At 64.0% G+C, this 21,345-nt stretch carries 20 protein-coding genes; 5 read left to right on the top strand and 15 right to left on the bottom strand.

Annotation, left to right across the window (positions count from 1 at the left end; genetic code table 11):
• Positions 1 to 4 precede the first annotated feature (4 nt).
• Complete coding sequence (locus tag NKH54_RS27910) at positions 5 to 892, bottom strand: DMT family transporter (protein WP_023685677.1); 888 nt, start codon at positions 890 to 892, stop codon at positions 5 to 7.
• A gap of 148 nt (positions 893 to 1,040) precedes the next feature.
• Positions 1,041 to 2,546 carry a S10 family peptidase gene (locus NKH54_RS27905; protein ID WP_023752519.1) on the bottom strand — a complete coding sequence of 502 codons (1,506 nt, stop codon included), beginning with the start codon at positions 2,544 to 2,546 and terminating at the stop codon, positions 1,041 to 1,043.
• A gap of 289 nt (positions 2,547 to 2,835) precedes the next feature.
• Here NKH54_RS27905 and NKH54_RS27900 point away from each other — a divergent pair, with 289 nt between their 5' ends.
• Entirely contained in the window at positions 2,836 to 3,342 is a 507-nt protein-coding gene (locus NKH54_RS27900; RefSeq protein ID WP_353029412.1) for an OsmC family protein, read from the top strand.
• Positions 3,343 to 3,495: 153 nt separating this feature from the next.
• Here the strand turns inward: NKH54_RS27900 and NKH54_RS27895 are convergent, their stop codons facing one another.
• The 13 genes from NKH54_RS27895 to NKH54_RS27835 form a co-directional block, all read right to left on the bottom strand.
• Positions 3,496 to 3,717 (bottom strand): hypothetical protein, encoded by a 222-nt coding sequence (locus tag NKH54_RS27895; RefSeq protein ID WP_023689120.1) that lies wholly within the window; start codon positions 3,715 to 3,717, stop codon positions 3,496 to 3,498.
• A gap of 135 nt (positions 3,718 to 3,852) precedes the next feature.
• Positions 3,853 to 4,482 carry a hypothetical protein gene (locus NKH54_RS27890; protein WP_023672712.1) on the bottom strand — a complete coding sequence of 210 codons (630 nt, stop codon included), beginning with the start codon at positions 4,480 to 4,482 and terminating at the stop codon, positions 3,853 to 3,855.
• A 77-nt stretch (positions 4,483 to 4,559) separates the two neighbouring features.
• Positions 4,560 to 5,315 (bottom strand): SDR family NAD(P)-dependent oxidoreductase, encoded by a 756-nt coding sequence (locus tag NKH54_RS27885; protein ID WP_023715066.1) that lies wholly within the window; start codon positions 5,313 to 5,315, stop codon positions 4,560 to 4,562.
• Between the two features lie 30 nt (positions 5,316 to 5,345).
• On the bottom strand, positions 5,346 to 6,827 hold the full coding sequence (purF, locus tag NKH54_RS27880; RefSeq protein WP_023672714.1) for an amidophosphoribosyltransferase: 1,482 nt from the start codon (positions 6,825 to 6,827) through the stop codon (positions 5,346 to 5,348).
• Between the two features lie 108 nt (positions 6,828 to 6,935).
• Positions 6,936 to 7,601 (bottom strand): CvpA family protein, encoded by a 666-nt coding sequence (locus NKH54_RS27875; protein ID WP_023672715.1) that lies wholly within the window; start codon positions 7,599 to 7,601, stop codon positions 6,936 to 6,938.
• 48 nt (positions 7,602 to 7,649) lie between these two features.
• Complete coding sequence (gene radA, locus NKH54_RS27870) at positions 7,650 to 9,053, bottom strand: DNA repair protein RadA (RefSeq protein WP_023672716.1); 1,404 nt, start codon at positions 9,051 to 9,053, stop codon at positions 7,650 to 7,652.
• Between the two features lie 230 nt (positions 9,054 to 9,283).
• Complete coding sequence (locus NKH54_RS27865; protein WP_023672717.1) at positions 9,284 to 10,777, bottom strand: replicative DNA helicase; 1,494 nt, start codon at positions 10,775 to 10,777, stop codon at positions 9,284 to 9,286.
• A gap of 221 nt (positions 10,778 to 10,998) precedes the next feature.
• Complete coding sequence (locus tag NKH54_RS27860; RefSeq protein WP_023738601.1) at positions 10,999 to 11,976, bottom strand: small ribosomal subunit Rsm22 family protein; 978 nt, start codon at positions 11,974 to 11,976, stop codon at positions 10,999 to 11,001.
• Between the two features lie 157 nt (positions 11,977 to 12,133).
• Positions 12,134 to 13,483 (bottom strand): cyclopropane fatty acid synthase, encoded by a 1,350-nt coding sequence (locus NKH54_RS27855; protein ID WP_023672720.1) that lies wholly within the window; start codon positions 13,481 to 13,483, stop codon positions 12,134 to 12,136.
• 186 nt (positions 13,484 to 13,669) lie between these two features.
• Positions 13,670 to 14,257, bottom strand: a complete 588-nt coding sequence (gene rplI, locus NKH54_RS27850; RefSeq protein ID WP_023672721.1) for a 50S ribosomal protein L9 — start codon at positions 14,255 to 14,257, stop codon at positions 13,670 to 13,672.
• A 265-nt stretch (positions 14,258 to 14,522) separates the two neighbouring features.
• Positions 14,523 to 14,771 (bottom strand): 30S ribosomal protein S18, encoded by a 249-nt coding sequence (gene rpsR / locus NKH54_RS27845; protein WP_006203718.1) that lies wholly within the window; start codon positions 14,769 to 14,771, stop codon positions 14,523 to 14,525.
• Complete coding sequence (rpsF, locus tag NKH54_RS27840) at positions 14,771 to 15,271, bottom strand: 30S ribosomal protein S6 (RefSeq protein ID WP_023672722.1); 501 nt, start codon at positions 15,269 to 15,271, stop codon at positions 14,771 to 14,773. The genes rpsR and rpsF overlap by 1 nt, the downstream gene beginning before the upstream one ends.
• A 311-nt stretch (positions 15,272 to 15,582) precedes the next feature.
• Entirely contained in the window at positions 15,583 to 17,511 is a 1,929-nt protein-coding gene (locus tag NKH54_RS27835) for an LTA synthase family protein (RefSeq protein ID WP_023715068.1), read from the bottom strand.
• Positions 17,512 to 17,788: 277 nt separating this feature from the next.
• Between NKH54_RS27835 and fabD the strand changes: the two genes are divergently transcribed.
• From fabD to fabF, 4 genes are all read left to right on the top strand, one after another.
• On the top strand, positions 17,789 to 18,736 hold the full coding sequence (fabD, locus tag NKH54_RS27830) for an ACP S-malonyltransferase (RefSeq protein WP_023705360.1): 948 nt from the start codon (positions 17,789 to 17,791) through the stop codon (positions 18,734 to 18,736).
• Between the two features lie 60 nt (positions 18,737 to 18,796).
• Entirely contained in the window at positions 18,797 to 19,534 is a 738-nt protein-coding gene (fabG, locus tag NKH54_RS27825) for a 3-oxoacyl-[acyl-carrier-protein] reductase (RefSeq protein WP_352462898.1), read from the top strand.
• A gap of 199 nt (positions 19,535 to 19,733) precedes the next feature.
• Complete coding sequence (locus tag NKH54_RS27820; protein WP_006203723.1) at positions 19,734 to 19,970, top strand: acyl carrier protein; 237 nt, start codon at positions 19,734 to 19,736, stop codon at positions 19,968 to 19,970.
• 34 nt (positions 19,971 to 20,004) lie between these two features.
• A complete protein-coding gene (gene fabF / locus NKH54_RS27815; RefSeq protein WP_023685687.1) occupies positions 20,005 to 21,267 on the top strand; it encodes a beta-ketoacyl-ACP synthase II in 1,263 nt (420 codons plus the stop codon).
• Positions 21,268 to 21,345 lie beyond the last annotated feature (78 nt).

Genomic DNA, 21,345 nt, shown 5'->3' with positions numbered 1-21,345 from the left:
GTACTCATAGCCGCTTGCGGAAATGCTCGTTGCCGATGATCAGCAGGCCGGCGCCGACGATCAACGCCGCCCCCAGAAACACCTCGCGACGCGGCACGTCGCCCCAGATCGCAAAGCCGAGCCCGAAGGCCCAGACCAATGAGGTGTATTCGAACGGCGCCACGATCGACACCGGCGCCCGCTTCATGCCTTCGAACAGCATAAATTGCGCCACGCCGCCGAGCGCGCCGACGCTGATCAAAAGCAGCAACTGGCGCCAGTCCGGCATCTGCCAGACCAACAGCGCCGGCACCGCGGAAAACACCAGGAAGTAGAAATTGTTGAGCACAAGCTGGATCAGCGTGCGCTCGGCCAGCGCCGTCTTGCGCAACAGCACCACGGCAATGCCCCACAGCACTGCCGCAGCCAGTACCAAGAGCATCGGCACGGACAAGCCGAGACGAGTGGGATCACAGGCGATGAAGACGCCGACGAAGCCGATGAACACCGCCAGCCAGCGCAACAGCGGCACCTTTTCGCCAAGCATCACCACCGACAGCACGGTGACGATGATCGGGGCGGCGTAATAGATGGTGGTGAGTTCGGCCAGCTGCAGGGAGCGGGCCGCGTTGTAGTAGCAGAGCCAGGCGCCGAGCGTGAAGGCGCTGCGCACCAGCATCGGCCGCACGATGGGCGAGCGCATTGTGTCGGCAAAGATGGGCGGTCCGCCGATTGCAGCACAGCCGATAAGCACAGCGATCGAGCGGAAGAACATGATCTGCCAGACGCTGATGCCGACGACCAGAAGCTTGATCGCGGCGTCCTGCGTCGAAAACAGGAAATAGGCGCAGCCGGTGAACAGGATGCCGGCAAGCACCCTTTCGCGGGTTTCCAGAATGGCAATATCGGCCATGCGGCGTGTCCGGCGCTGTCAAGAGGACGAAGAAGAAGCCTGCCCCAACAGGCTCCCATTGCAGGCTATACGGGCGAAAGCCTGCGGGGCGCTACGCCAGTGGCAAGCTTGCGTTGGCGCAGCCTGGCCGACAGCGTGGGCACGCCGTTCACTGTGTTGCCTGGTAGAGCTCCGAAGCGGCCTCCTTCAGGGCGCGCCGGCCGCCCGGCCTGAGATACATCATGTGGCCGCCCTCGATGACGTCGAGACGGATGGGTTTTGCCCCGCCGAGCGTCGGGATTTGGCTCACCAGATAGCGTGAGGCCAGATAGGGAGTGACCAGATCGGTGTCGCCGTTGACGATCACCACGCCGAGCCCCGGGTTGAGCGAGCGCGCCCGCTGCAGATCGTCCATCACCCCGGCATAGCCTTGCCGCGAGCCGCCATAGTCCCAGGCGTGGGTCACATCGCCATTGAGCAACCTGTAGCTGACATCGGTGCGAAAATTCAGCTCGTCGCGCGCATAACCGACAAAGGCCGAGGTCAGCGCCGGCACGCTGCGGTCGAGCACCGGATCTGGGCCGGCGCTGCGGGCGCTCTCCGGGGCGATGTCGCTGGTGGCGATGGTGCCGTCATACGGGCTGAGCACTTTGCCACTGGGGCGCTGGAATTCGCGCGCGAACAGGGCGGTCGGGATGCGGGCGAAATTGCGTTGCACGAGGTCGAGCGGCAGGCCGGTGATCTCGGCCACGCGCTGGCTGGCCAGCCGCCCACCCTGTTCCAGCCCGCCGGCCAGAGCGGTGAGGTAGTCACCCATAGCATAGTGTTCGACCTCGGCGAGCTTTTCGCGCAGCGCCTCGCCGCTGAGGCCTTCGCTGCGCAGGCGCACCGCCGCCAGCGAGGGCAGTTCCAGCGCCCAATGCAGTGGCTGGAATTCGTCGGGCAGCACCAGCGTGAACTCCAGTGCAGGCGAGATCAGCACGATGCCGTTGGGGCTCAGGCCGACATCTTCCTGCAGGGTCCTGGCGAGAAGTGCCGCGCGGAACCCGCCATAGCTTTCGCCGGCAAGGAAGAGCGGCGATCCGGTGCGGCCGTTCTGGGCGAGATAGAGCCGGATGAAAGCGCCGATCGAACTGGCGTCCTGGCTGACGCCCCAAAAATCTTTTGTGTCCTGGCCGGGGGCCTCGCGGCTGTAGCCGGTGCCGACCGGATCGACGAAGACGAGGTCGGTCATGTCGAGCCAGCTGTCGGGATTGTCGATCAGCTTTTGCGGCGGCGGCAGGAATTGGCCATCGGCGCCGGTCGCGACGACACGCGGGCCGAGTGCGCCGAGATGCAGATAGGCGGATGCCGCGCCCGGGCCGCCATTGAAGACGAAGGTGATGGGGCGAGCCTTCTCCGCGCCCGCCAGTGGCGGCAGCGTATAGGCGACATAGAAGATTTCCGCGGTGACCTCGCCCTTGCCGGATAGCAGTGACAGCGTGCCGGCCTTAGCCTGATAGTCCAGCTTGCGCCCGGCAATGGTGATTGAATGGCTGGTCGTCTGCGGTGCCGGCAGCAGCGACAGCACGCCGCCTGCCGGTGCGGGGCGCTCGGGCGTTTCGGCGACGACTGGCTGCGCGAAGGCTGCAAGCACCAACAGGGTAAGCGAGATCAGTTTCAGCTTGAACGGCATGATGCCTCCGCGGGAATGACTCTGCTTAGGTATGGCTCGGGCGGTCGAAGTCAAAGTAACTCTTCGCGAGCTAGCGTTCCTTCACGCCCCCTCTGTCCTGCCGGACATCCCCCACAGGGATGGAGATTGGATGTCGCGACCGCCTTCGCTAATCGCCGGCGTAGAAAGCGCCATCGGCGAAGCTGCAGATCTCCCCCCTGTGGGGAGGTGGCCGGCAGGCAGAGGGGGGCGCTGTCTCGCCGGCATATCAGTGCTATCAAAGCGCGACGGACTCGAAAAGGAATGCAACATGGACGCCACCGCACTCAAGGCCATGCAGGCACCGATCAAGGAGGCTTATCGCGACGATTCCTCGCGAGCGCTGATCACGCTTCGCGCCAAAGGCTCCATCGACGACCAGTCGATTGCCTGCAAGGTCGAGACGGGCAGGGCGCTGGCGGTCGCCGGCCTGCATCCGGCGACCGGCGGTTCCGGGCTCGAATTGTGTTCGGGCGATATGCTTTTGGAGGCGCTGGTGGCGTGCGCCGGCGTGACGCTGAAGGCAGTGGCGACGGCGCTGGAATTCAGGCTTGGCGCAGCCACCGTCGAGGCCGAAGGCGATCTCGACTTTCGCGGCACGCTGGGCGTGGCCAAGGACGCCCCCGTGGGCTTTCGCGCCATCCGGCTGAATTTCAACCTCGACACGGATGAGCCGCAGGCGCGCATCGATTCGCTCATCAAGCTGACCGAACGCTATTGCGTGGTGTTCCAGACCATCAACAGCACGCCGGAGCTGACGGTGAGTGCGCGCGCCTGATCTCCCCCCTTGAGGGGGAGATGTCGCCGAAGGCGACAGAGGGGGTCGGGCCGACTGGACGCGACGCCCTTTGTGCGGAAGGAGGTTGGCACTCTACGCGAGGCGACCCCCTCTGGCCTGCCGGCCATCTCCCCCTCGAGGGGGGAGATTGCGCTACTGCGCAGCAGGCTCTTCCGCGTCGCCCTCATCGGTAAACGGCGAGGCGCTCGGCACGCAGTTGACCGCCCAGCCGGCCGGCGTCGGCTGCTTCTGATATTCGGTAATCGCGTTTGTGCACTGTTCGCGGGTGTCGAAGGTGCTGGGCAGCACCACCATGCCGCCTTGCGGGCCGGCGATCACCAGGTACCAGACCAATGCTACGCTGGGAGCAGCCATGGGAATTCCTCGCTTTGCTGAGTGTCGGAGTCGGGTCGACCCTAGCAACTCCCGGCTGATGGCGAAAGCAGGGCGAGGGGGGAGGGACCTGCCGGATCATCACAGACCCGTGAACGAACCGCTCCCAGACGTCTCTCAGTTCGTCGCAAAGCAGTAGAACAGGCCGTCGCCGCCGGTGCCTTTCAGCGCCTCCTGGCTGCAGCCGCCGCGCGAGGCATGCGAGGAGTTCCAGGATTTCGCCGCCGCCGACTCATCAAGGCCGGTGCGGTCGTGATGGCCCATCATCGCCGCGCCCTCCGCGCCGCTCAAGGTCCAGTCGCCGCAGGTCTGGTCGGCGAGCTTGGTGCCGTCAGGCTTCGAGCCGGTCAATATGTCGTGCCGGTTCGGCTTGTCGCCGCGGCCATTGACCACTTGGCCCTTCTCGGTCAGCGCCGTCTGCTTGTTGATGGCGTTGGCGTCGCTGTGCAGCGAGGCGACGTCATCGGCAATCTTCTCGCCCTTGGCGTTGACCCAGGGACCCTTGCCGATACGGTCGCGCGCATCGACATTGGCGCTCGAGAGATAGGCGTGCCATTCCTTGCCGGTAACCCCAGCCGCTTCCGCCAGCGAGGCGCAATGCGCGTCGGCACCCTTGAGACCGCCGAGATCGGCGCCTTTGCCGGAACCGACGCTGGTGACGAAGAAACTCATCTTTGCGTCTTGCGCCAGCGCCACGCCGGCTGTGGCGGCAATCGCGGCGGCGGCAACGAGAAGAAGTCTACGCATGTCGGTCCTCCGGTTTCGAATGTCCTACATTCGAAGAAACGTAACTGGGGGCCTGTTTAATCCCGCTACAACCCGGTTTATTCCGGCTGCCGGTAGGCGACGAAGCGGTTGTTCTTGACCTGGAAGATCAGCCCCGTCTCTTTCAGCTCGGGGCTCGCCAGCGGCACGATGCGTTTTGCCACCTCTGAGGGGTGCGGCAGCGTTTCCGGATCCTCGCCGGGCGCGGCCTGTGCACGCATGGCGGTGCGGGTGGCGCCGGGGTCGACGGCATTGATGCGGAGCGGCAGGCTCTGCGTCTCATGTGCCCAGGAACGCGTCATGGCTTCCACCGCCGCCTTCGACGCCGCATAGGGCGCCCAGAAAGCGCGCGCCGAATGCGCGGAGCTGGAGGACATGAGAATGGCGCGGCCGGCGTCGGACAGCCTGAGCAGCGGGTCGACCGAGCGGATCAGCCGCCAGGTCGAGGTGACATTGATGGTCATAACCTTCTCGAAGGTTTTGGCCTCGACATGGCCGATCGGCGAGATGACGCCGAGCACACCGGCATTGGCCACCAGAATGTCGAGCTTGCCCCAGCGCTCGTGAATGGCCCCGCCCAACCGGTCGATGCCGGCCATGTCTGAGAGGTCGAGAGGCACCAGCGTCGCTTCGCCCTTGCCGGTTTTCGCGCGTTCGGCCTTGATCTGGTCGTCGAGTTCTTCCAGCCCGCCGACGGTCCGGGCAACCGCAATGACATGCGCGCCAGCGGCGGCAAGTTCCTTGGCGATGAAGTAGCCGATGCCGCGCGAGGCGCCGGTAACGACCGCGACGCGGCCGGAGAGGTCGAGGGTCATGCGAGCGCTTTCAAGGATAGCAGTTGGGCTTTACGCCCCGTTGTTCGCCAGCAGCGACAGCGTGCGCACATTGTCGTGGCCTTCGAAGTCGAGCAGGCGGGTCGGGTACTGGCCGGTGAAACAGGCGTCGCAGAATTGCGGCTGCTCATTGTCGCGGCTGGCTTCGCCGACGGCGCGGTAGAGCCCGTCAATGGTGAGGAAGCCGAGCGAATCGACACGGATGAACTCGGCCATTTCCTCGATCGACATGCGCGATGCCAAAAGCTTCGACTTCTCCGGCGTGTCGACGCCGTAGAAGCACGACGCGCTGGTCGGCGGCGAGGCGATGCGCATATGCACTTCCTTGGCGCCGGCGTCGCGCACCATCTGCACGATTTTCTGGCTGGTGGTGCCGCGCACGATCGAATCGTCGACCAACACCACGCGCTTGCCCTCGATCATCCGGCGGTTGGCGTTGTGCTTGAGCTTGACGCCCATATGGCGGATCGAATCGCCGGGCTGGATGAAGGTTCGGCCGACATAGTGGTTGCGGATGATACCGAGTTCGAAGGGGATGCCTGCCGCCTGGGAGAAGCCGATTGCCGCCGGCGTGCCGGAATCCGGCACCGGCACGACGATATCGGCCTCGACCGGGCTTTCCTGCGCCAATTCGGCGCCGATACGCTTGCGCACTTCGTAGACATTGCGGCCTTCGACCGAGGAGTCCGGGCGGGCGAAATAGACATATTCGAAGATGCAGAAGCGGGTCTTCTGCGGCTCGAAGGGGAACAGGCTCTCGATGCCCTTCGAGGTCACCACGACCATTTCGCCGGGCTTCAGGTCGCGCACGAAGCGGGCGCCGATAATGTCGAGCGCGCAGGTTTCGGAGGCCAGGATCCAGGCGCCGTCGAGGTCGCCGAGCACCAGCGGGCGGATGCCGAGCGGATCGCGGCAGCCGATCATCTTCTTGGAGGTCATCGCGACCAGCGAGAAAGCGCCTTCGACCTGACGCACGGCGTCGATGAAGCGCGAATTCAAATCGCGTTCCTTACTGGTGGCAACGAGATGCAGCAGCGTCTCGGTGTCGGAGGTCGACGAGAAGATCGCGCCCTGCTTCTGCAGCGCGCGCTGCACGGTCATGGCGTTGGTGAGATTGCCGTTATGGGCGACGGCAAAGCCGCCATCGGCGAGTTCGGCGAAGAAGGGCTGGATGTTGCGCATGCCGGCGCCGCCGGTCGTGGCATAGCGCGTGTGGCCGATGGCACGGTTGCCTTGCAGGCTGTCGATGACGTGCTGCTTGGTGAAGGTGTCGCCGATCAGGCCGACATGGCGTTCGACATGGAACTGCGTGCCGTCATAGGAGACGATGCCGGCCGCTTCCTGGCCGCGATGCTGCAGCGCATGCAGGCCTAGCGTTACGATGGCCGCAGCGTCCTGCCGGCCGAAAATGCCGAACACCCCGCATTCGTCGTGGAAATGATCGTCTGCTTCGGCGGAAAGCACGTCGTCCGCGTCTGCCTTCGAAACTGCCATGGGGCTCAAGCTCCGCTAAAATGGCCATATAGTGCGATAGCGCCGCGAAAGCAACGTAGTCAGGCCGGAACTGCCGGGATGGCGCCTGTCCGGCACCATCCGTCCGTATCAGTTTGCCGGCGCGGCCGGAGCCGGAGCAGCGGGCGCGGGTGCGTTATCGGCCGGAGCGTCGGTCTCGTCGTCGGGCGCCGGCGTATCGTCACCGGTTGCCGGAGCATCCGCCGCCGGTGCATCGGCCGCCGGAGGCGTCTCGGCTGCCGGCTGATTCGGATTGAGCTTCTTCAGGATGGCGTTTTCCGGATCTTCGGGCAGCAGGCTTTCCAGCTTGGCGCCGATGGTCTCGAGCAGCGGCTTCGACTTGGCGTTGGCGATCCAGGCAGGGGCCTTGGCGCCGGCCAGCCAGTTGAAGAACAGTAGCGCCACGGCGACTACGAGGACGCCGCGCGCGGCGCCATAGAGGAAGCCCAGCGTACGGTCGAGCGCGCCGATCCTGGAATCGATGATCCAGTCGGCAAGCTTCATGGTGATGACGGAAACGACGATCAGCGCGATGAGGAAGACGATGCCGGCGGATGCCGCCATGGCGATCTTGTCGCTTTCGACATAGGGCTGAACGTAAGGCAGCACCGGCTTGTAGAAGAAGAATGCCGCCGCGGCGGCAGCCGCCCAGGACACGACGGACAGGATTTCGCGTGACAGGCCGCGAACCATGGCGAGCATCGCCGAGACCAGGGTGAAGCCGACGAGAATTCCGTCCAGCAGCGTAATCGGCATGTCTTTCGCCCCACTCAGATTGTCTTTTCACGGCTCGGGCGAGCCGCGTCAATCTTCCACGTCGACACGGCTGCGCCGTGAGCCGGCTATGCGTGCGACGAGATCGGCAAGTTCGGTCGGCTGGAAAGCGCCGGCCCCGATCCCCCCGACAACCTCCTCGCTGCCCAAGGGCAGAACCGCACTTCCAAAACCCAGCTTTTCGGCCTCTTTAAGGCGCTGCTGCGCATGCGCAACCGGCCTCACTGCGCCCGACAGGCTGATTTCGCCGAAATAGACGCAATCGGCGGGAAGGGCAAGACCGGTGAGCGACGAAACCAGTGCAGCGGCAACCGCCAGATCGGCCGCCGGCTCGGAAATCCGGTAGCCGCCGGCGACGTTGAGGTAGACATCGTGGGTGCCGAAGCGCACGCCGCAATGGGCTTCGAGTACGGCAAGGATCATCGACAGCCGTGCGCCGTCCCAGCCGACGACGGCACGGCGCGGCGTGCCCAATGTGGACGGCGCCACCAGTGCCTGGATCTCGACCAGCACCGGACGTGTCCCTTCCATGCCGGCAAATACCGCGGCACCCGGCGATTTTGCGTGGCGTTCGCCGAGGAACAGCTCCGACGGATTGGCGACCTCGCGCAAGCCCTTGTCCGACATCTCGAAGACGCCGATCTCGTCGGTCGGCCCAAAACGGTTCTTCACCGTGCGCAGGATGCGGTAGTGATGGCCGCCTTCGCCTTCGAAATAGAGAACGGCGTCGACCATGTGCTCGACGACGCGCGGACCGGCGATCTGGCCTTCCTTGGTGACATGGCCGACCAGCACGATGGCAGCACCGGTGGATTTGGCGTAGCGGATCATCGCTTGCGCCGAGGCGCGCACCTGGGTGACGGTGCCGGGCGCCGAGTCGGCCATGTCGGTCCACAGCGTCTGGATGGAATCGAGGATGACGAGGTCCGGCCTTCTGCCGTCGGCTATTGTTGCCAGGATATCCTCGACATTGGTCTCCGCGGCAAGTTCGACCGGCGTGTCGGCGACGCCAAGCCGCTGCGCCCGCAGCCGGATCTGCGCGACAGCCTCTTCGCCCGAGACATAGACGATGCGGTGGCCTTTTGACGCCAATGCTGCTGCGGCCTGGGTAAGCAGCGTCGACTTGCCGATGCCGGGATCGCCGCCGACCAGCAGCGCCGAGCCGCGCACGAAACCGCCGCCGGTGGCGCGGTCGAGTTCGCCAATGCCGGAGATAATCCGCGGCGCATCCTCGATGTCACCGGACAGGCTGGTCAGCACCACGGCGCGGCCCTTGCGCGCATTGCGCGTGTTGGCCGGTCCCGAGCCGATGCCGCCGGACGTGCCTTCCTCGACGAGTGTGTTCCACTCGCCGCAGGCATCGCATTTGCCGGCCCAGCGCTGATGCACCGACCCGCAATTCTGGCAGATGAACTGGACGCGCGATTTAGCCATGGAGTGATGCTGCCTGCAAATGACCGAAGGAGGGTGATCTTGCACACCCCCCTCTGTCCTGCCGGACATCTCCCCCGCAAGGGGGGAGATTGGCTATCGTCGCTGCTTTCGCCAATCCCCAACGTCGCAAGATGAGCGCCATTCGCAAAGCTGCTGATCTCCCCCCTTGCGGGGGAGATGGCCGGCAGGCCAGAGGGGGGTGTGACGGAGCGCTGCGGTAGGCCAAAAAGCTACTCGAACCTCTCCGCAATATGATGCTCTTCGGCGAGGTCGGAAAACCGTGTGAACTCGCCATGGAAGGCGAGGCTCACCGAACCTGTCGGGCCGTGGCGCTGCTTGGCGACGATGACTTCGGCCTTGCCGCGCATCTCGTTCATCTCGTGTTCCCACTTGATGTATTCGTCGGTGCCGGGCTTCGGTTCGCGGTTCTTCAGATAATATTCCTCGCGGTAGACGAACATCACCACGTCGGCGTCCTGCTCGATCGAGCCGGATTCGCGAAGATCGGACAGCTGCGGGCGTTTGTCTTCGCGGCTTTCGACCTGACGCGACAGCTGCGACAGCGCGATGATCGGAACGGAGAGTTCCTTGGCCAGCGCCTTGAGGCCGGTGGTGATCTCGGTGATTTCCTGCACCCGGTTCTGTGACGATTTCGCGCTCGACCCCTGCATCAGCTGGATATAGTCGATGACGATGAGGTCGAGGCCGCGCTGACGCTTCAGCCGCCGCGCCCGCGCCGACAGCTGCGCGATCGAGATACCGCCGGTCTGGTCGATGAACAGCGGGATCTTCTGCATGGTCTGCGAGCAGGCGACCAGCTTTTCGAAATCCATCTCCGAAATCTCGCCGCGGCGGATTTTTGACGAAGAAATTTCCGTCTGTTCGGAAATGATGCGGGTGGCGAGCTGCTCGGACGACATTTCCAGTGAGAAGAAGCCGACGACGCCGCCATTGGCTGCCTTGAACGAGCCGTCGGCCTGTTGCGCCGGCTCATACATCTCGGCGATGTTGAAGGCGATGTTGGTGGCTAGCGATGTCTTGCCCATGCCCGGACGGCCGGCAATGATGATCAGATCCGACGCCTGCAGGCCACCCATGCGGCGGTCGAGATCGCGCATGCCGGTGGCGAGGCCCGACAAATGGCCGTCGCGCATATAGGCGGCGTTGGCCATGTCGACGGCGGTCTTGACCGCGTCGGTGAAGCTCTCGAAGCCGCCGTCGTAGCGGCCGGTTTCGGCCAGTTCGAACAGCCGCCGCTCGGCATCCTCGATCTGTTCGGACGGCGCCATGTCGACCGGCGCGTCATAGGCGATGTTGACCATGTCCTCGCCGACGGTGATCAGTGCCCGGCGCGTGGCCAGATCGTAGATGGCGCGGCCATAGTCTGTGGCGTTGACGACGGTGACGGCTTCGACCGCCAGACGAACCACATATTGCGCCACCGTCATGTCGCCGACCTTCTCGTCGGCCGGCAGGAAGGTTTTCAGCGTGATCGGCGTCGCCACCTTGCCCATGCGGATTAGCTCGGCCGCGACCTCGAAGATTTTCCGGTGCAGCGGCTCGTAGAAATGGCCGGCCTTGAGGAAGTCGGAGACGCGGTAGAAGGCATCGTTGTTGACGAGGATGGCGCCGAGCAGCGCCTGCTCGGCCTCGATGTTGTTCGGCGCTTCACGATAAAGCGGTTGCTGCTCCGCCACGCCGAATTTTCGCGCTGCCTCTGCCATGATGTCCCCGATTTTGATCCCGGCTTCTCGATATCAGAACGAGATAAATCGGTGCTGACCTTTCTGCATCACCGCACGACCAATCAACCTCGATGCCCCGTTGTTCACAGGGGCGGCAAACCGTCCACAGAAGAGTGTTTCCGCGCCCCGATTCCGGTTGACTCAGAAAGGCGCTGACTTCTATCCGAGTCGTTGGAACAGAGCAAGAACAATCTCGGTGATTACCCGCTTCTTCCGTCCAATGTATCGCCCCAGTCCAGCCGCCGCGCTGCCTTGAACAGCTCGCCCTCGCGCTTGGTGAAAAGTGTCTCGCCGGCGCCGCCATCCGGCTGGCACAGTTTGAGCAGCACCTTGCCGGAGCCCGATTTCGGCGGCGCAATCACGCGCGGCTGACGTGCAGGCGCGGGTTGCCGCGAAGCCGCGACGTAGATGAATTTCTCGTCCTCCCACGGCACGTCGGCGTCCTTGGCCAGGCGATGCAGGCGCGAGCGGGCGACGCGGCGCGAAAAATGACACCAGTCGGGGGGCTCAAGCGGGCAGGGCGCCTCATGCGGACAAGGCGCCAGCACATGCGCCCCGGCCTCCAGCAATTGCCTGCGCACTGCCAGGATGCGCTGCCAGCCGGCCGGTGTGCCGGGCTCGACGATCAGCAGTGTGTCGCCGGTCAACTGCCAGAGCCGGCCGACAAGCTTCGGCAGCGATGCCGGCGCGATCTCGTCCAGCACATAGGCGCAGGTGACCAGATCGGCAGGCTTGAGATCGGCAAGGTCGATGGTCACGTCGCCGGCGCGCCAGTCCATCCTGGTGGCGATGGTATCAAGGGCGAGCGACTGGCCAACCTTGCGCACCGCGGCGCTTGCTTCAACCAGAACCGCCTCTTCGAGGTCGGGCCACAGGTCTGTAGTGGCCCAAAGCACCGTGCCAGGACCGGCGCCGACATCGAGCAAGCTCGTTGGCTGGAAATCGGGCCGCGCATAGGCGAGTTCGTCGAGACCGGCCCGTACCGCCGCGTAGGTCGCCGGCAGCCGCGTCGCCAGATAGGCTTTTACCGCCATCTCTTCGGCCATGTGCAGGCGGCCGTCGCGCAATTCGGCGCGGTAGCGGTCAGACAGCGTCTTCGCCGCCTGGCGCAGCACCGCCAGCGGTATCGTTTCGAGCAGGCGCTCGACGCCTTGTCGCAGCGAGGCGGGGAGTTCCACGCTCAGGCTCCGCGTGCCGCGAGCACCGAGGCGCGGGCGAACTCGACAAGGGTGGTGGCGATGGTGGGCAGGCAGGTCATTAAAAAAGGTCTCGCGAGAACGAGACCTTTTTCAGTGTCAGAGCCGTCAATGGCAAGCGGCAATCGCAATCGAGGCGTTATTCGCGATCCGCCACCTTGCGACGGCGCGCTGGCTTGGCCGCAACGGACCTGACAGCAACGGACCTGGCAGGCACAGACCTGGCGACAGCAGGCTCGGCGGCCGCCGCCTCCTGACGATGCCCCATTTCGCGCATTTCGAGCGCCTTTTCACATTTGGCCATGTAGTCGCGCGTCATCGGCAGCGTGTCGTTCTTCTTGGCGATCTGGATCTGGAAGATCACCAGATCCTGCCAGCGGAAGGCGGCTTCCGAAGCCGCCAGATAGAACTCCCACATCCTGCAGAAGCGCTCGTCGTAGATGGCTTTGGCCTTGTCGCGGTTGGCGGCAAAGCGCTGGCCCCAATGCTTCAGCGTATCGGCATAGTGCAGCCGCAGAATCTCGATGTCGGTGACCACAAGCCCCGACTTCTCGATCGCCGGCATCACCTCCGACAGCGAGGGAATGTAGCCGCCCGGAAAAATGTACTTGCGGATAAAGGCGCTGGTCGCCCACGGCACGCCGGAGCGGCCGATCGTGTGCAAGAGCATGACGCCGTCGGGCTTCAACAGCGTCGCCGACTTGTCGAAGAAGGTGCGGAAGTGGTTGACGCCGACATGCTCGAACATGCCGACCGAGACGATGCGGTCGAAGCGTTCGTTGAGTTCGCGGTAGTCCTTGAGATCGAAATGCACGCGGTCCTGCAAGCCTTGCGCATGCGCCCGGTCGGTGGCGACGCCGTGCTGCTCGGTCGACAGCGTCACGCCTTGCACGTCGACATCGAAAGCCTTGGCGAGATAGAGGCCGAGCCCACCCCAGCCGGAGCCGATATCGAGCACGGTCTGGCCGGCCTTCAGCCTGAGCTTGGCGGCGATATGGCGTTTCTTGGCCATCTGCGCCTCGTCGAGCGTCATGTCCGGCTGTTCGAAGTAGGCGCAGGAATACTGCATGTCGTCGTCGAGGAAGAGCCGGTAGAGGTCACCCGACAAATCATAGTGGCGCTGCACGTTGCGGCGCGCCCGTGATGCGGTGTTGATCTGCTGCAGGCGGCGAAAGGCGTGGCGCAGACCCTCGATGGCCTTCGACCATGTGGCGTCGATACCGCCACTGCCCATGTTCTGGAAGGCGATGCGCATCATACCCAGTACGCCGCCCTCGATGATGTCGAGTTCGCCGTCCATATAGGCTTCCGGCACGGCCAGCATCGGATCGAAGGTAATGGCGCGCTCGGCATGCGCGGTCTTGATGTGCATATGCACCGGCTCGCCGCTGCCGTCGCCGAAAACCACTGTCGAGCCCTTCGGGCCGGTGACTTTCAGATTGCCCGTACGCACCAGGCGGTCGAGAACGCGTTTCAACAGAATATTCATCACCAAATGTCCCCTCACGGTCAGACTGGCGGACCAATTCTGCAACAATATATAGGGGTTCGAAAAGTTCCATTTGGCCCAAAAATGCCCGGGCGAGAGGCCCGGGCATTGGTCCAGAAAGGCTGGATGACGAGGAAGTGATTGGAGCGCTGCTCCCCTCGCTTCCCGATCACGCCCCGTGCGGGATCAGGCGTTGTCTTCTTCGCCGCCTTCGAACTCGGTGTTCGGGTCGAAGAAGTTCTCCGGCCGTGCGTTGTCGTTGATGTCATCGCCATAGATGGCTTCGGCGGTGGTCAGCGTCTCGCCCTTGGCCTGGCGCTCGGCTTCGTCGGCCGTGCGGGCGATGTTGAGGCTGATGGTGACCTCGACTTCCGGATGCAGCGCAATCGCCACATTGGTGACGCCGATGGTCTTGATCGGCTGGTTGAGCTGGATCTGGTTGCGGTTGACCGAGAACCCTTCGGCGGTCAGCAGGTCGGCGATGTCGCGGGTCGACACCGAACCGTAGAGCTGGCCGGTCTCGCCGGCCGAACGTACGGCGATGAAGCTCTTGCCGTCGAGCTTTTCGGCAACCTGGCTGGCTTCCGACTTGCGCTCGAGGTTGCGGGCTTCGAGCTGCGCGCGCTGTCCTTCGAACTTCTTCTTGTTGGCTTCGTTGGCGCGCAGCGCCTTGCCCTGCGGCAAGAGGAAGTTGCGGGCAAAGCCGTCCTTGACCTTGACGGTATCGCCCATCTGGCCGAGGCGGGAAACGCGTTCGAGAAGAATCACTTGCATGGTCTTGTTCCTTCGTCTGGCACCGACCGCGGGATCGGCGCCGAATTGAATGGAACAGGTCAGGAAGCTCTGAGCGCCTTTGCGCCGGTGTCGCTGTCCTGCCTGTCGCGGCAGTTAGAGGCTTTTCACCTCAACTCGGGATTTCAATGCACGTCGCCAAGAGTGGTCCCGGTTTTGGGACAACGACATGCATCATCAAATTACCCCTGGGCGCCCGTCGCCGTGGGAGAAGGAAGCAGGCGGCGAACCGCCTGCTTCGGAGATCTTAGCGAACCACGTAGGGCAGCAGGCCGAGGAAGCGGGCGCGCTTGATCGCCTTGGCGAGTTCGCGCTGCTTCTTCTGGCTGACGGCGGTGATGCGCGACGGCACGATCTTGCCGCGCTCGGAAATGTAGCGCTGCAGAAGACGCACGTCCTTGTAGTCGATCTTGGGCGCGTTGGCGCCGGAGAACGGGCAGGTCTTGCGGCGGCGATGGAACGGGCGCCGGGTCGGGATCTGATTGATGTCGACCATTATTCTGCACCTCCTTCAACGCCTTCGCGCGGACGGCGCGGACCACGATCGCCACCGGCATCGCCAAATGAGCGCGGCGGACGATCGCCACGGTCGCCGCGATCACGGTCGCCGAACGAGCGCGGACCACGATCGCCACGGTCGCGGTCGCCGAAGCCGCCGCGTTCCGAGCGCTCTTCGCGCTTCTGCATCATGGCCGACGGGCCTTCCTCATGCGCCTCGACCTTGACGGTCAGGAAACGCAGCACGTCCTCGGACAGGCCCATCTGGCGCTCCATCTCGTTGAGCGCTGCCGGCGGGCAGTTGAGGTCCATAAGCGTGTAGTAAGCCTTCCGGTTCTTGTTGACCCGGTAGGTGAGGGACTTCAGTCCCCAGTTCTCGACCCGGCCGACGGACCCGCCATTTGCGGAGATGACGCCCTTGTACTGTTCGACAAGCGCATCGACCTGCTGCTGCGAGAGGTCCTGCCGGGCAAGGAACACATGTTCGTATAGAGCCATAGTGGTTCAGTGCCTTTCTTCGTTTCTCTCCCGGATCCTCGCGGCAAAAGCCTCTGCAACTTCTCTGACCCGCTGGTCCCGAGGGGGCGAGGAAGAAAGGAGCATTTCGAGACGGTCGAGAGCGGAGACACGGGAGGCGGAAGCGCTTCTGGCTTCACACGAAGGTTTTGGATAAAACCTCCGGCCCTCCGTTCAGCCCCCAGCAAGGACCGGCAGATTGCGGGCGTCTATATAGCAATTTGGCTGGAAGGCAAGGGTAACGCATGCTCCGGACAGCGTCCTGGCGTCGCAGGGTTGGAAAAGACCAGGCATCAACTCGTATGCGGGGTACGACCGTTGATCGTTTCGGGGAAGAAGTCCGGAGCCGCCTTACGCTTGCCGAACATCATATCGTATTGCAGCAGGCGGAAGTCGTTGATCGCCGGATCGATGTCCTTCTGCCGCGCCCAGTCCGCCGTGGCCTCACCTGACGGTGTCAGAAGCAGATTGCGATCCACGACGCGATAGCGTTCGCGCAGCGCGCCCAGGAAGCCGGTATAGTAGGGGTGCGTGATCCCGGCCGTGGTAAGGATATGGTAGGGCAGGAAGGCCGGGCTCACCGCGCCCATATCCTGCGCCGGACCGGTGCGGTTAGACCAGATGACCAGCGGCGTCTGATGATGCTCCAGTGCCGCCTCCGGCGTCGGTTCCTTGCGCGGCGCGACATTGTCCTTCAGGTAACCGGTTTCGACATAGACGGGGCCGAGCGGCGGCAGATGGTCGCCGAAGAAGGCGATGACCGTCGGCCGCTCGCGCTTCTTCGCCCATTCGATCAATCGTTCGAGGCCACGGTCGGCATCGGCGGAGCCTTCGGCGTAGCTGAGCAGCGATTCCCGCGCCCATGTGCTGATCGGTGCCGCGACCTTGTGGGTCGGATTGTAATAGCGGTACGGCTCGTAGGGACCGTGGTTCTGCAGGCTGACGGCGAAGAAGAACACCGGCCGCTCGCTGGCGTCGGCCTCTGCGATGATCTCGTCGGTCATCGAGGCATCGGAAGCCAGCGGCCCGCGCTTTTCCAGTGGCGGCAGCGTCTCTTCCGAGCGGAAATCGTTGAAACCGAAATCGGCATAGACGGCGCCTCTGTTCCAGAACCAGTTGGTGCCCGGATGGATGGCGCGCGCCCGGTAGCCCTCGCTTTTCAGGAAGGTCGCCAGCGACGGCGTCGGCGTGCGCACATATTGCTGGTAGGGGATCGAGCCCGCCGGCAGGAAGGCATTGGAAAAGCCGGTCAGCGCCTCGAATTCGATGTTGGCGGTCATGCCGCCGAATTCCGGCGAAAACATATAGCCGGAACGCAGCGCCCGCACATTGGGGATCGGGTCAGGCGTGATTGTGACGCCGGGCAGCTTGGTCGGATCCCAGAAAGATTCGCTCATCACCACGATGATGTCGGGTTTCTCATCCGGTACCGAGGCCGCCACAGCAGGCCTGTCGATCGCGTCGATCGCCTTGTCGGAATAGCCCGCCGGCGCCGAGACATGCGCCATCGGCACGTTGAGCGCGAAGGCCAGCGCAAACCCGTTGGAGGCGTAGTTCTCCTTCTGGTCCCACATGATCGGGATGATCTGCAGCCGGTCGCGGGTCCACGAGAAGGTGGCGTAGTCCATGATTGAGACGAAGAAGGCGAGCAGCGGCACTGCCAGCGTCAGCCGCGCCAGCCGCCCTTTGCGGCTGAGGATCGGAACCTTGCGGCGCCACAACCGCCAGCCATAGATCAGCAGCGACAGGCCGGCGACGATGCCGACCGCCATGGCGAGCGCCGTCCAGGGCCGCTCGCGCACCAGGAGCGGCATCAGTGCCATGATCTGGCGCGAATAAAGAAAATCGGTTGGGTAGAGCGGATCGCCGAGATAATGCGACTTCTGATGCCCGACAAAGGCCAGCGCCAGCGTCAGCGGCGCCACGATCATCAGGCTCTGGTGACTGCGGCCAAGCACGGCGTCCAGTCCCATCAGCACCAATGCAAAGACAATGATGGTGGTCCAGCCCGGCTTGAATGGCTGCAGGAAGAAGTCGACTGTGCCGAAGAAGTCGCCGCGCACGATCCATTCGATGGCGAACACCAGGATGGCGGAGGCAAGCAGCGTGACCAGACCGTAGCGGATGACCGGCCATCTGCGCCCCGGCAGGTAGCCGGTGGACGGATCGTCTTCCAAGAACTGTGGCGCGGGTACGGCCGCGCCCTTCCTGATCCTAGCCACGTCTCTTCCCCCGGCCCAAGCAACGCGTATTTCCACTCGCGCCACCGTTCTGTCATAGAACTGTCATGCAAAAGCTAGCGCCTGTGGCGAAAATAAGAAGAGCCAGCAAACGATTCGTGAGCGGTTTTCATCAGGTGTGATCGGCAAAAAGCCTTTGGGAACAGGGACTCGGGGTCAGCTCCGGTTCAAGCGAGAGCCGAAATACCCCCTCCGGGCTTGACTTGGCGGTCCGCCTTGCGTCACAGGCAGTAAAAATCAGCCGCTGGAGAGCGCCCAAATGGCCGTCGCATTCACCTTTCCGGGACAGGGCAGCCAGGCTGTCGGCATGGGCAAGGACCTCGCCGACGCCTTCCCCGAGGCACGCAGGGTGTTCGAGGAAGTCGATGATGCGCTGGGCGAAAAGCTGTCGAAACTGATCTGGGAAGGCCCGGAAGAGGCGCTGACCCTGACTGCCAATGCCCAGCCGGCGCTGATGGCGGTCTCGCTGGCGGGAATCCGCTCGCTGGAAGCGCGCGGCTTTTCGCTGAAGGACAAGGTTGCCTACGTTGCCGGTCATTCGCTCGGCGAATATTCCGCCCTTGCCGCGGCCGGTTTCGTTTCGGTCGCCGATGCCGCCCGGCTGCTGCGCATCCGCGGCAACGCCATGCAGGCGGCGGTGCCGGCCGGCGAGGGCGCCATGGCGGCGATCATCGGACTGGAACAGCCCGACGTCGAAGCCGCTTGCACCGAGGCCGCAACGGGATCCGGCAAGGTCTGCCAGATCGCCAACGACAATGGCGGCGGCCAGCTGGTGATCTCCGGCGCCAGGGCGGCGGTGGAACTCGCCGCGAAACTGTGCACCGAAAAGGGCGCCAAGCGGGCGCTGATGCTGCAGGTCTCCGCACCCTTCCATTCGGCGCTGATGGCGCCGGCGGCCGATGTCATGCGCGAGGCGCTGGCCGGCGTGACCAAGAATGCACCGGTGGTGCCCGTCGTCTCCAACGTCACTGTAGTCCCGACCAGCGACCCCGACGAGATCGCGCGCCGCCTGGTCGAGCAGATCACCGGCCGCGTGCGCTGGCGCGAAACGGTGGAGTGGTTCGGCGCCAATGGCGTCGCCACGCTCTTTGAGATCGGCGCCGGCAAGGTGCTTTCCGGCCTGGCGCGGCGGATCAGCCGCGACATCGCCACATCGGCCGTCGGCACGCCGGCCGATGTCGAGGCGGCGCTGGCCGCGCTTGCATAATCCACTGGCGATTCAACCCCTCCCGTGGGAAGGGTGTTCTCTTAAGATCAGGAGACGAAAATGTTCGAACTGACCGGCCGCAAGGCGCTCGTCACCGGCGCATCGGGCGGCATTGGCGAGGCGATTGCCCGGGTGCTGCATGCGCAAGGCGCCATTGTCGGCTTGCACGGCACCCGCGTCGAGAAACTGGAGACCCTGGCCGGCGAACTCGGCGACCGGGTAAAGCTGTTCCCGGCCAATCTTGCCGACCGTGACGAGGTCAAGGCGCTTGGCCAGAAGGCCGAAGCCGAACTCGAAGGCGTCGACATACTGGTCAACAATGCCGGCATCACCAAGGACGGCCTGTTCGTGCGCATGGCGGACGCGGATTGGGACAGCGTGCTGGAGGTGAACCTCACCGCCGTGTTCCGGCTGACCCGCGAGCTGACCCATCCGATGATGCGCCGCCGCTATGGCCGCATCATCAACATCACCTCGGTGGTCGGCGTCACCGGCAACCCAGGCCAGACCAATTATTGCGCCTCCAAGGCCGGCATGATCGGCTTTTCCAAGTCGCTGGCGCAGGAGATCGCCACCCGCAACATCACCGTCAACTGCGTCGCCCCGGGCTTCATCGAATCGGCCATGACCGACAAGCTCAACGACAAGCAGAAAGACGCGATCATGGCGGCGATCCCGACGCGCCGCATGGGCACGAGTGTTGAAGTGGCGTCGGCCGTCGCCTATCTCGCCTCCAACGAAGCCGCCTACGTCACCGGCCAGACCATCCACGTCAACGGCGGCATGGCGATGATTTGACGGGACAGGGTCGGCTTGTGAAAAGAGACCATTTCGCCTTGGACCTTAGCCAATTTTCGTGTAATGCGGCCCGCAACCCGGCGGTTCGGGCAAAAACCGGTCCGGCACCGTTGCGTTTCCGGCAGGACCATCTTTCAGCTTGATTAGCGGCATTCTGCCCGCTAACGAAGACAGACAAACAAAAGACGAGGATGCCCAAATGAGTGACACCGCAGAGCGCGTCAAGAAGATCGTCATTGAACATCTTGGCGTCGATGCCGACAAGGTGACGGAGCAGGCGAGCTTCATCGATGATCTGGGCGCGGACAGCCTCGACACGGTCGAACTCGTCATGGCGTTCGAAGAAGAGTTCGGCGTCGAGATTCCGGACGATGCGGCCGAGACCATCCTGACCGTCGGCGATGCCGTGAAGTACATCGACAAGGCTTCGGCCTGACGCTATCCGCAGTCATCACCGGGGAGGACCTGCGATGAGGCGTGTCGTCGTCACGGGCCTCGGCCTGGTTTCACCGTTCGGCATGGGCTTCGAGCACAGCTGGAAGGAACTGCTGACCGGCCGCAGCGCTGCCAAGCGCGTCACCGAGTTTGAAGTGGAAGATCTTGCCTGCAAGATCGCCCACGTCATTCCGCGCGGTGACGGCACCAACGGCACGCTCAATCCCGAAGCCGTGCTTGAGCCCAAGGAACTGCGCAAGATCGGCGACTTCATCCTTTACGGGATTGCGGCCGCCGACGAAGCGCTGAAGGATTCCGGCTGGGAGCCCAGCACCGAAGCCGAGCGCTGCGCCACCGGCGTCATGATCGGCTCCGGCATTGGCGGCCTCGAGGGCATCGCCGAGAACGCTATCATCCTGAAAGAGCGCGGACCGCGCCGTATCAGTCCATTCTTCATTCCCGGCAACATTATCAACCTGGTATCTGGCCAGGTATCGATCCGGCATGGGCTGAAAGGCCCCAACCACGCCGTCGTCACCGCCTGCTCGACCGGCGCGCACGCCATTGGCGATGCCGCCCGGCTGATCATCTTCGGCGATGCCGACGTGATGCTGGCCGGCGGCGCGGAATCGCCGGTGACCAGACTATCGCTTGCCGGCTTCGCTGCTTGCCGGGCACTGTCCACCGACCGCAACGACACGCCTGAGAAGGCCTCGCGTCCCTATGACCGCGACCGTGACGGCTTCGTCATGGGCGAGGGCGCCGGGGTCGTCGTGCTGGAAGAACTCGAACACGCCAAGGCGCGCGGCGCCAAGATCTATGCCGAGGTCACCGGCTACGGCCTGACCGGCGATGCCTATCACATCACTGCACCGGCCGAAGACGGCGACGGCGCCTTCCGCTGCATGACGGCGGCGTTGAACCGGGCCAAGCTGACGCCCGCCGACGTCGACTACATCAACGCGCACGGCACCTCGACCATGGCCGACACGATCGAACTCGGCGCCGTCGAGCGGCTGGTCGGCAACGCCGCCTCGAAAATCTCGATGTCGTCGACCAAGTCGTCGATCGGCCATCTCCTGGGTGCCGCGGGTGCCGCCGAGGCGATCTTTTCGATCCTCGCTATCAGAGACAACATCGCGCCAGCTACCATCAATCTTGACAACCCGGAACGCGAAACCGCGATCGATCTTGTTCCGAACACGCCACGGCATCGCCAGGTCGACGTGGCCCTGTCCAACTCCTTCGGCTTCGGCGGCACCAACGCTTCGCTGGTCTTCCAGCGTTATACAGGCTGATTGCGGTATCGACCGGCGCGCCAGCGGTCTGTCGTCAATTTTGCCATATTCAAGCCTACTCTGCCGCTGGGGATTCGT

Source organism: Mesorhizobium sp. M1004 (assembly GCF_040318795.1).
Taxonomy (GTDB): domain Bacteria; phylum Pseudomonadota; class Alphaproteobacteria; order Rhizobiales; family Rhizobiaceae; genus Mesorhizobium.
The sequence above is the reverse complement of the archived record's forward strand: the minus strand, read 5'-3'. Positions and strand labels throughout refer to the sequence as shown.

Bases quoted from the DNA above. Each gene is read 5' to 3' on its own strand.
- NKH54_RS27910 (WP_023685677.1), bottom strand. From the start codon at position 892: ATGGCCGATATTGCCATTCTGGAAACCCGCGAAAGGGTGCTTGCCGGC.
- NKH54_RS27905 (WP_023752519.1), bottom strand. From the start codon at position 2,546: ATGCCGTTCAAGCTGAAACTGATCTCGCTTACCCTGTTGGTGCTTGCA.
- NKH54_RS27900 (WP_353029412.1), top strand. From the start codon at position 2,836: ATGGACGCCACCGCACTCAAGGCCATGCAGGCACCGATCAAGGAGGCT.
- NKH54_RS27895 (WP_023689120.1), bottom strand. From the start codon at position 3,717: ATGGCTGCTCCCAGCGTAGCATTGGTCTGGTACCTGGTGATCGCCGGC.
- NKH54_RS27890 (WP_023672712.1), bottom strand. From the start codon at position 4,482: ATGCGTAGACTTCTTCTCGTTGCCGCCGCCGCGATTGCCGCCACAGCC.
- NKH54_RS27885 (WP_023715066.1), bottom strand. From the start codon at position 5,315: ATGACCCTCGACCTCTCCGGCCGCGTCGCGGTCGTTACCGGCGCCTCG.
- purF (WP_023672714.1), bottom strand. From the start codon at position 6,827: ATGGCAGTTTCGAAGGCAGACGCGGACGACGTGCTTTCCGCCGAAGCA.
- NKH54_RS27875 (WP_023672715.1), bottom strand. From the start codon at position 7,601: ATGCCGATTACGCTGCTGGACGGAATTCTCGTCGGCTTCACCCTGGTC.
- radA (WP_023672716.1), bottom strand. From the start codon at position 9,053: ATGGCTAAATCGCGCGTCCAGTTCATCTGCCAGAATTGCGGGTCGGTG.
- NKH54_RS27865 (WP_023672717.1), bottom strand. From the start codon at position 10,777: ATGGCAGAGGCAGCGCGAAAATTCGGCGTGGCGGAGCAGCAACCGCTT.
- NKH54_RS27855 (WP_023672720.1), bottom strand. From the start codon at position 13,483: ATGAATATTCTGTTGAAACGCGTTCTCGACCGCCTGGTGCGTACGGGC.
- rplI (WP_023672721.1), bottom strand. From the start codon at position 14,257: ATGCAAGTGATTCTTCTCGAACGCGTTTCCCGCCTCGGCCAGATGGGC.
- rpsR (WP_006203718.1), bottom strand. From the start codon at position 14,771: ATGGTCGACATCAATCAGATCCCGACCCGGCGCCCGTTCCATCGCCGC.
- rpsF (WP_023672722.1), bottom strand. From the start codon at position 15,271: ATGGCTCTATACGAACATGTGTTCCTTGCCCGGCAGGACCTCTCGCAG.
- fabD (WP_023705360.1), top strand. From the start codon at position 17,789: ATGGCCGTCGCATTCACCTTTCCGGGACAGGGCAGCCAGGCTGTCGGC.
- fabG (WP_352462898.1), top strand. From the start codon at position 18,797: ATGTTCGAACTGACCGGCCGCAAGGCGCTCGTCACCGGCGCATCGGGC.
- NKH54_RS27820 (WP_006203723.1), top strand. From the start codon at position 19,734: ATGAGTGACACCGCAGAGCGCGTCAAGAAGATCGTCATTGAACATCTT.
- fabF (WP_023685687.1), top strand. From the start codon at position 20,005: ATGAGGCGTGTCGTCGTCACGGGCCTCGGCCTGGTTTCACCGTTCGGC.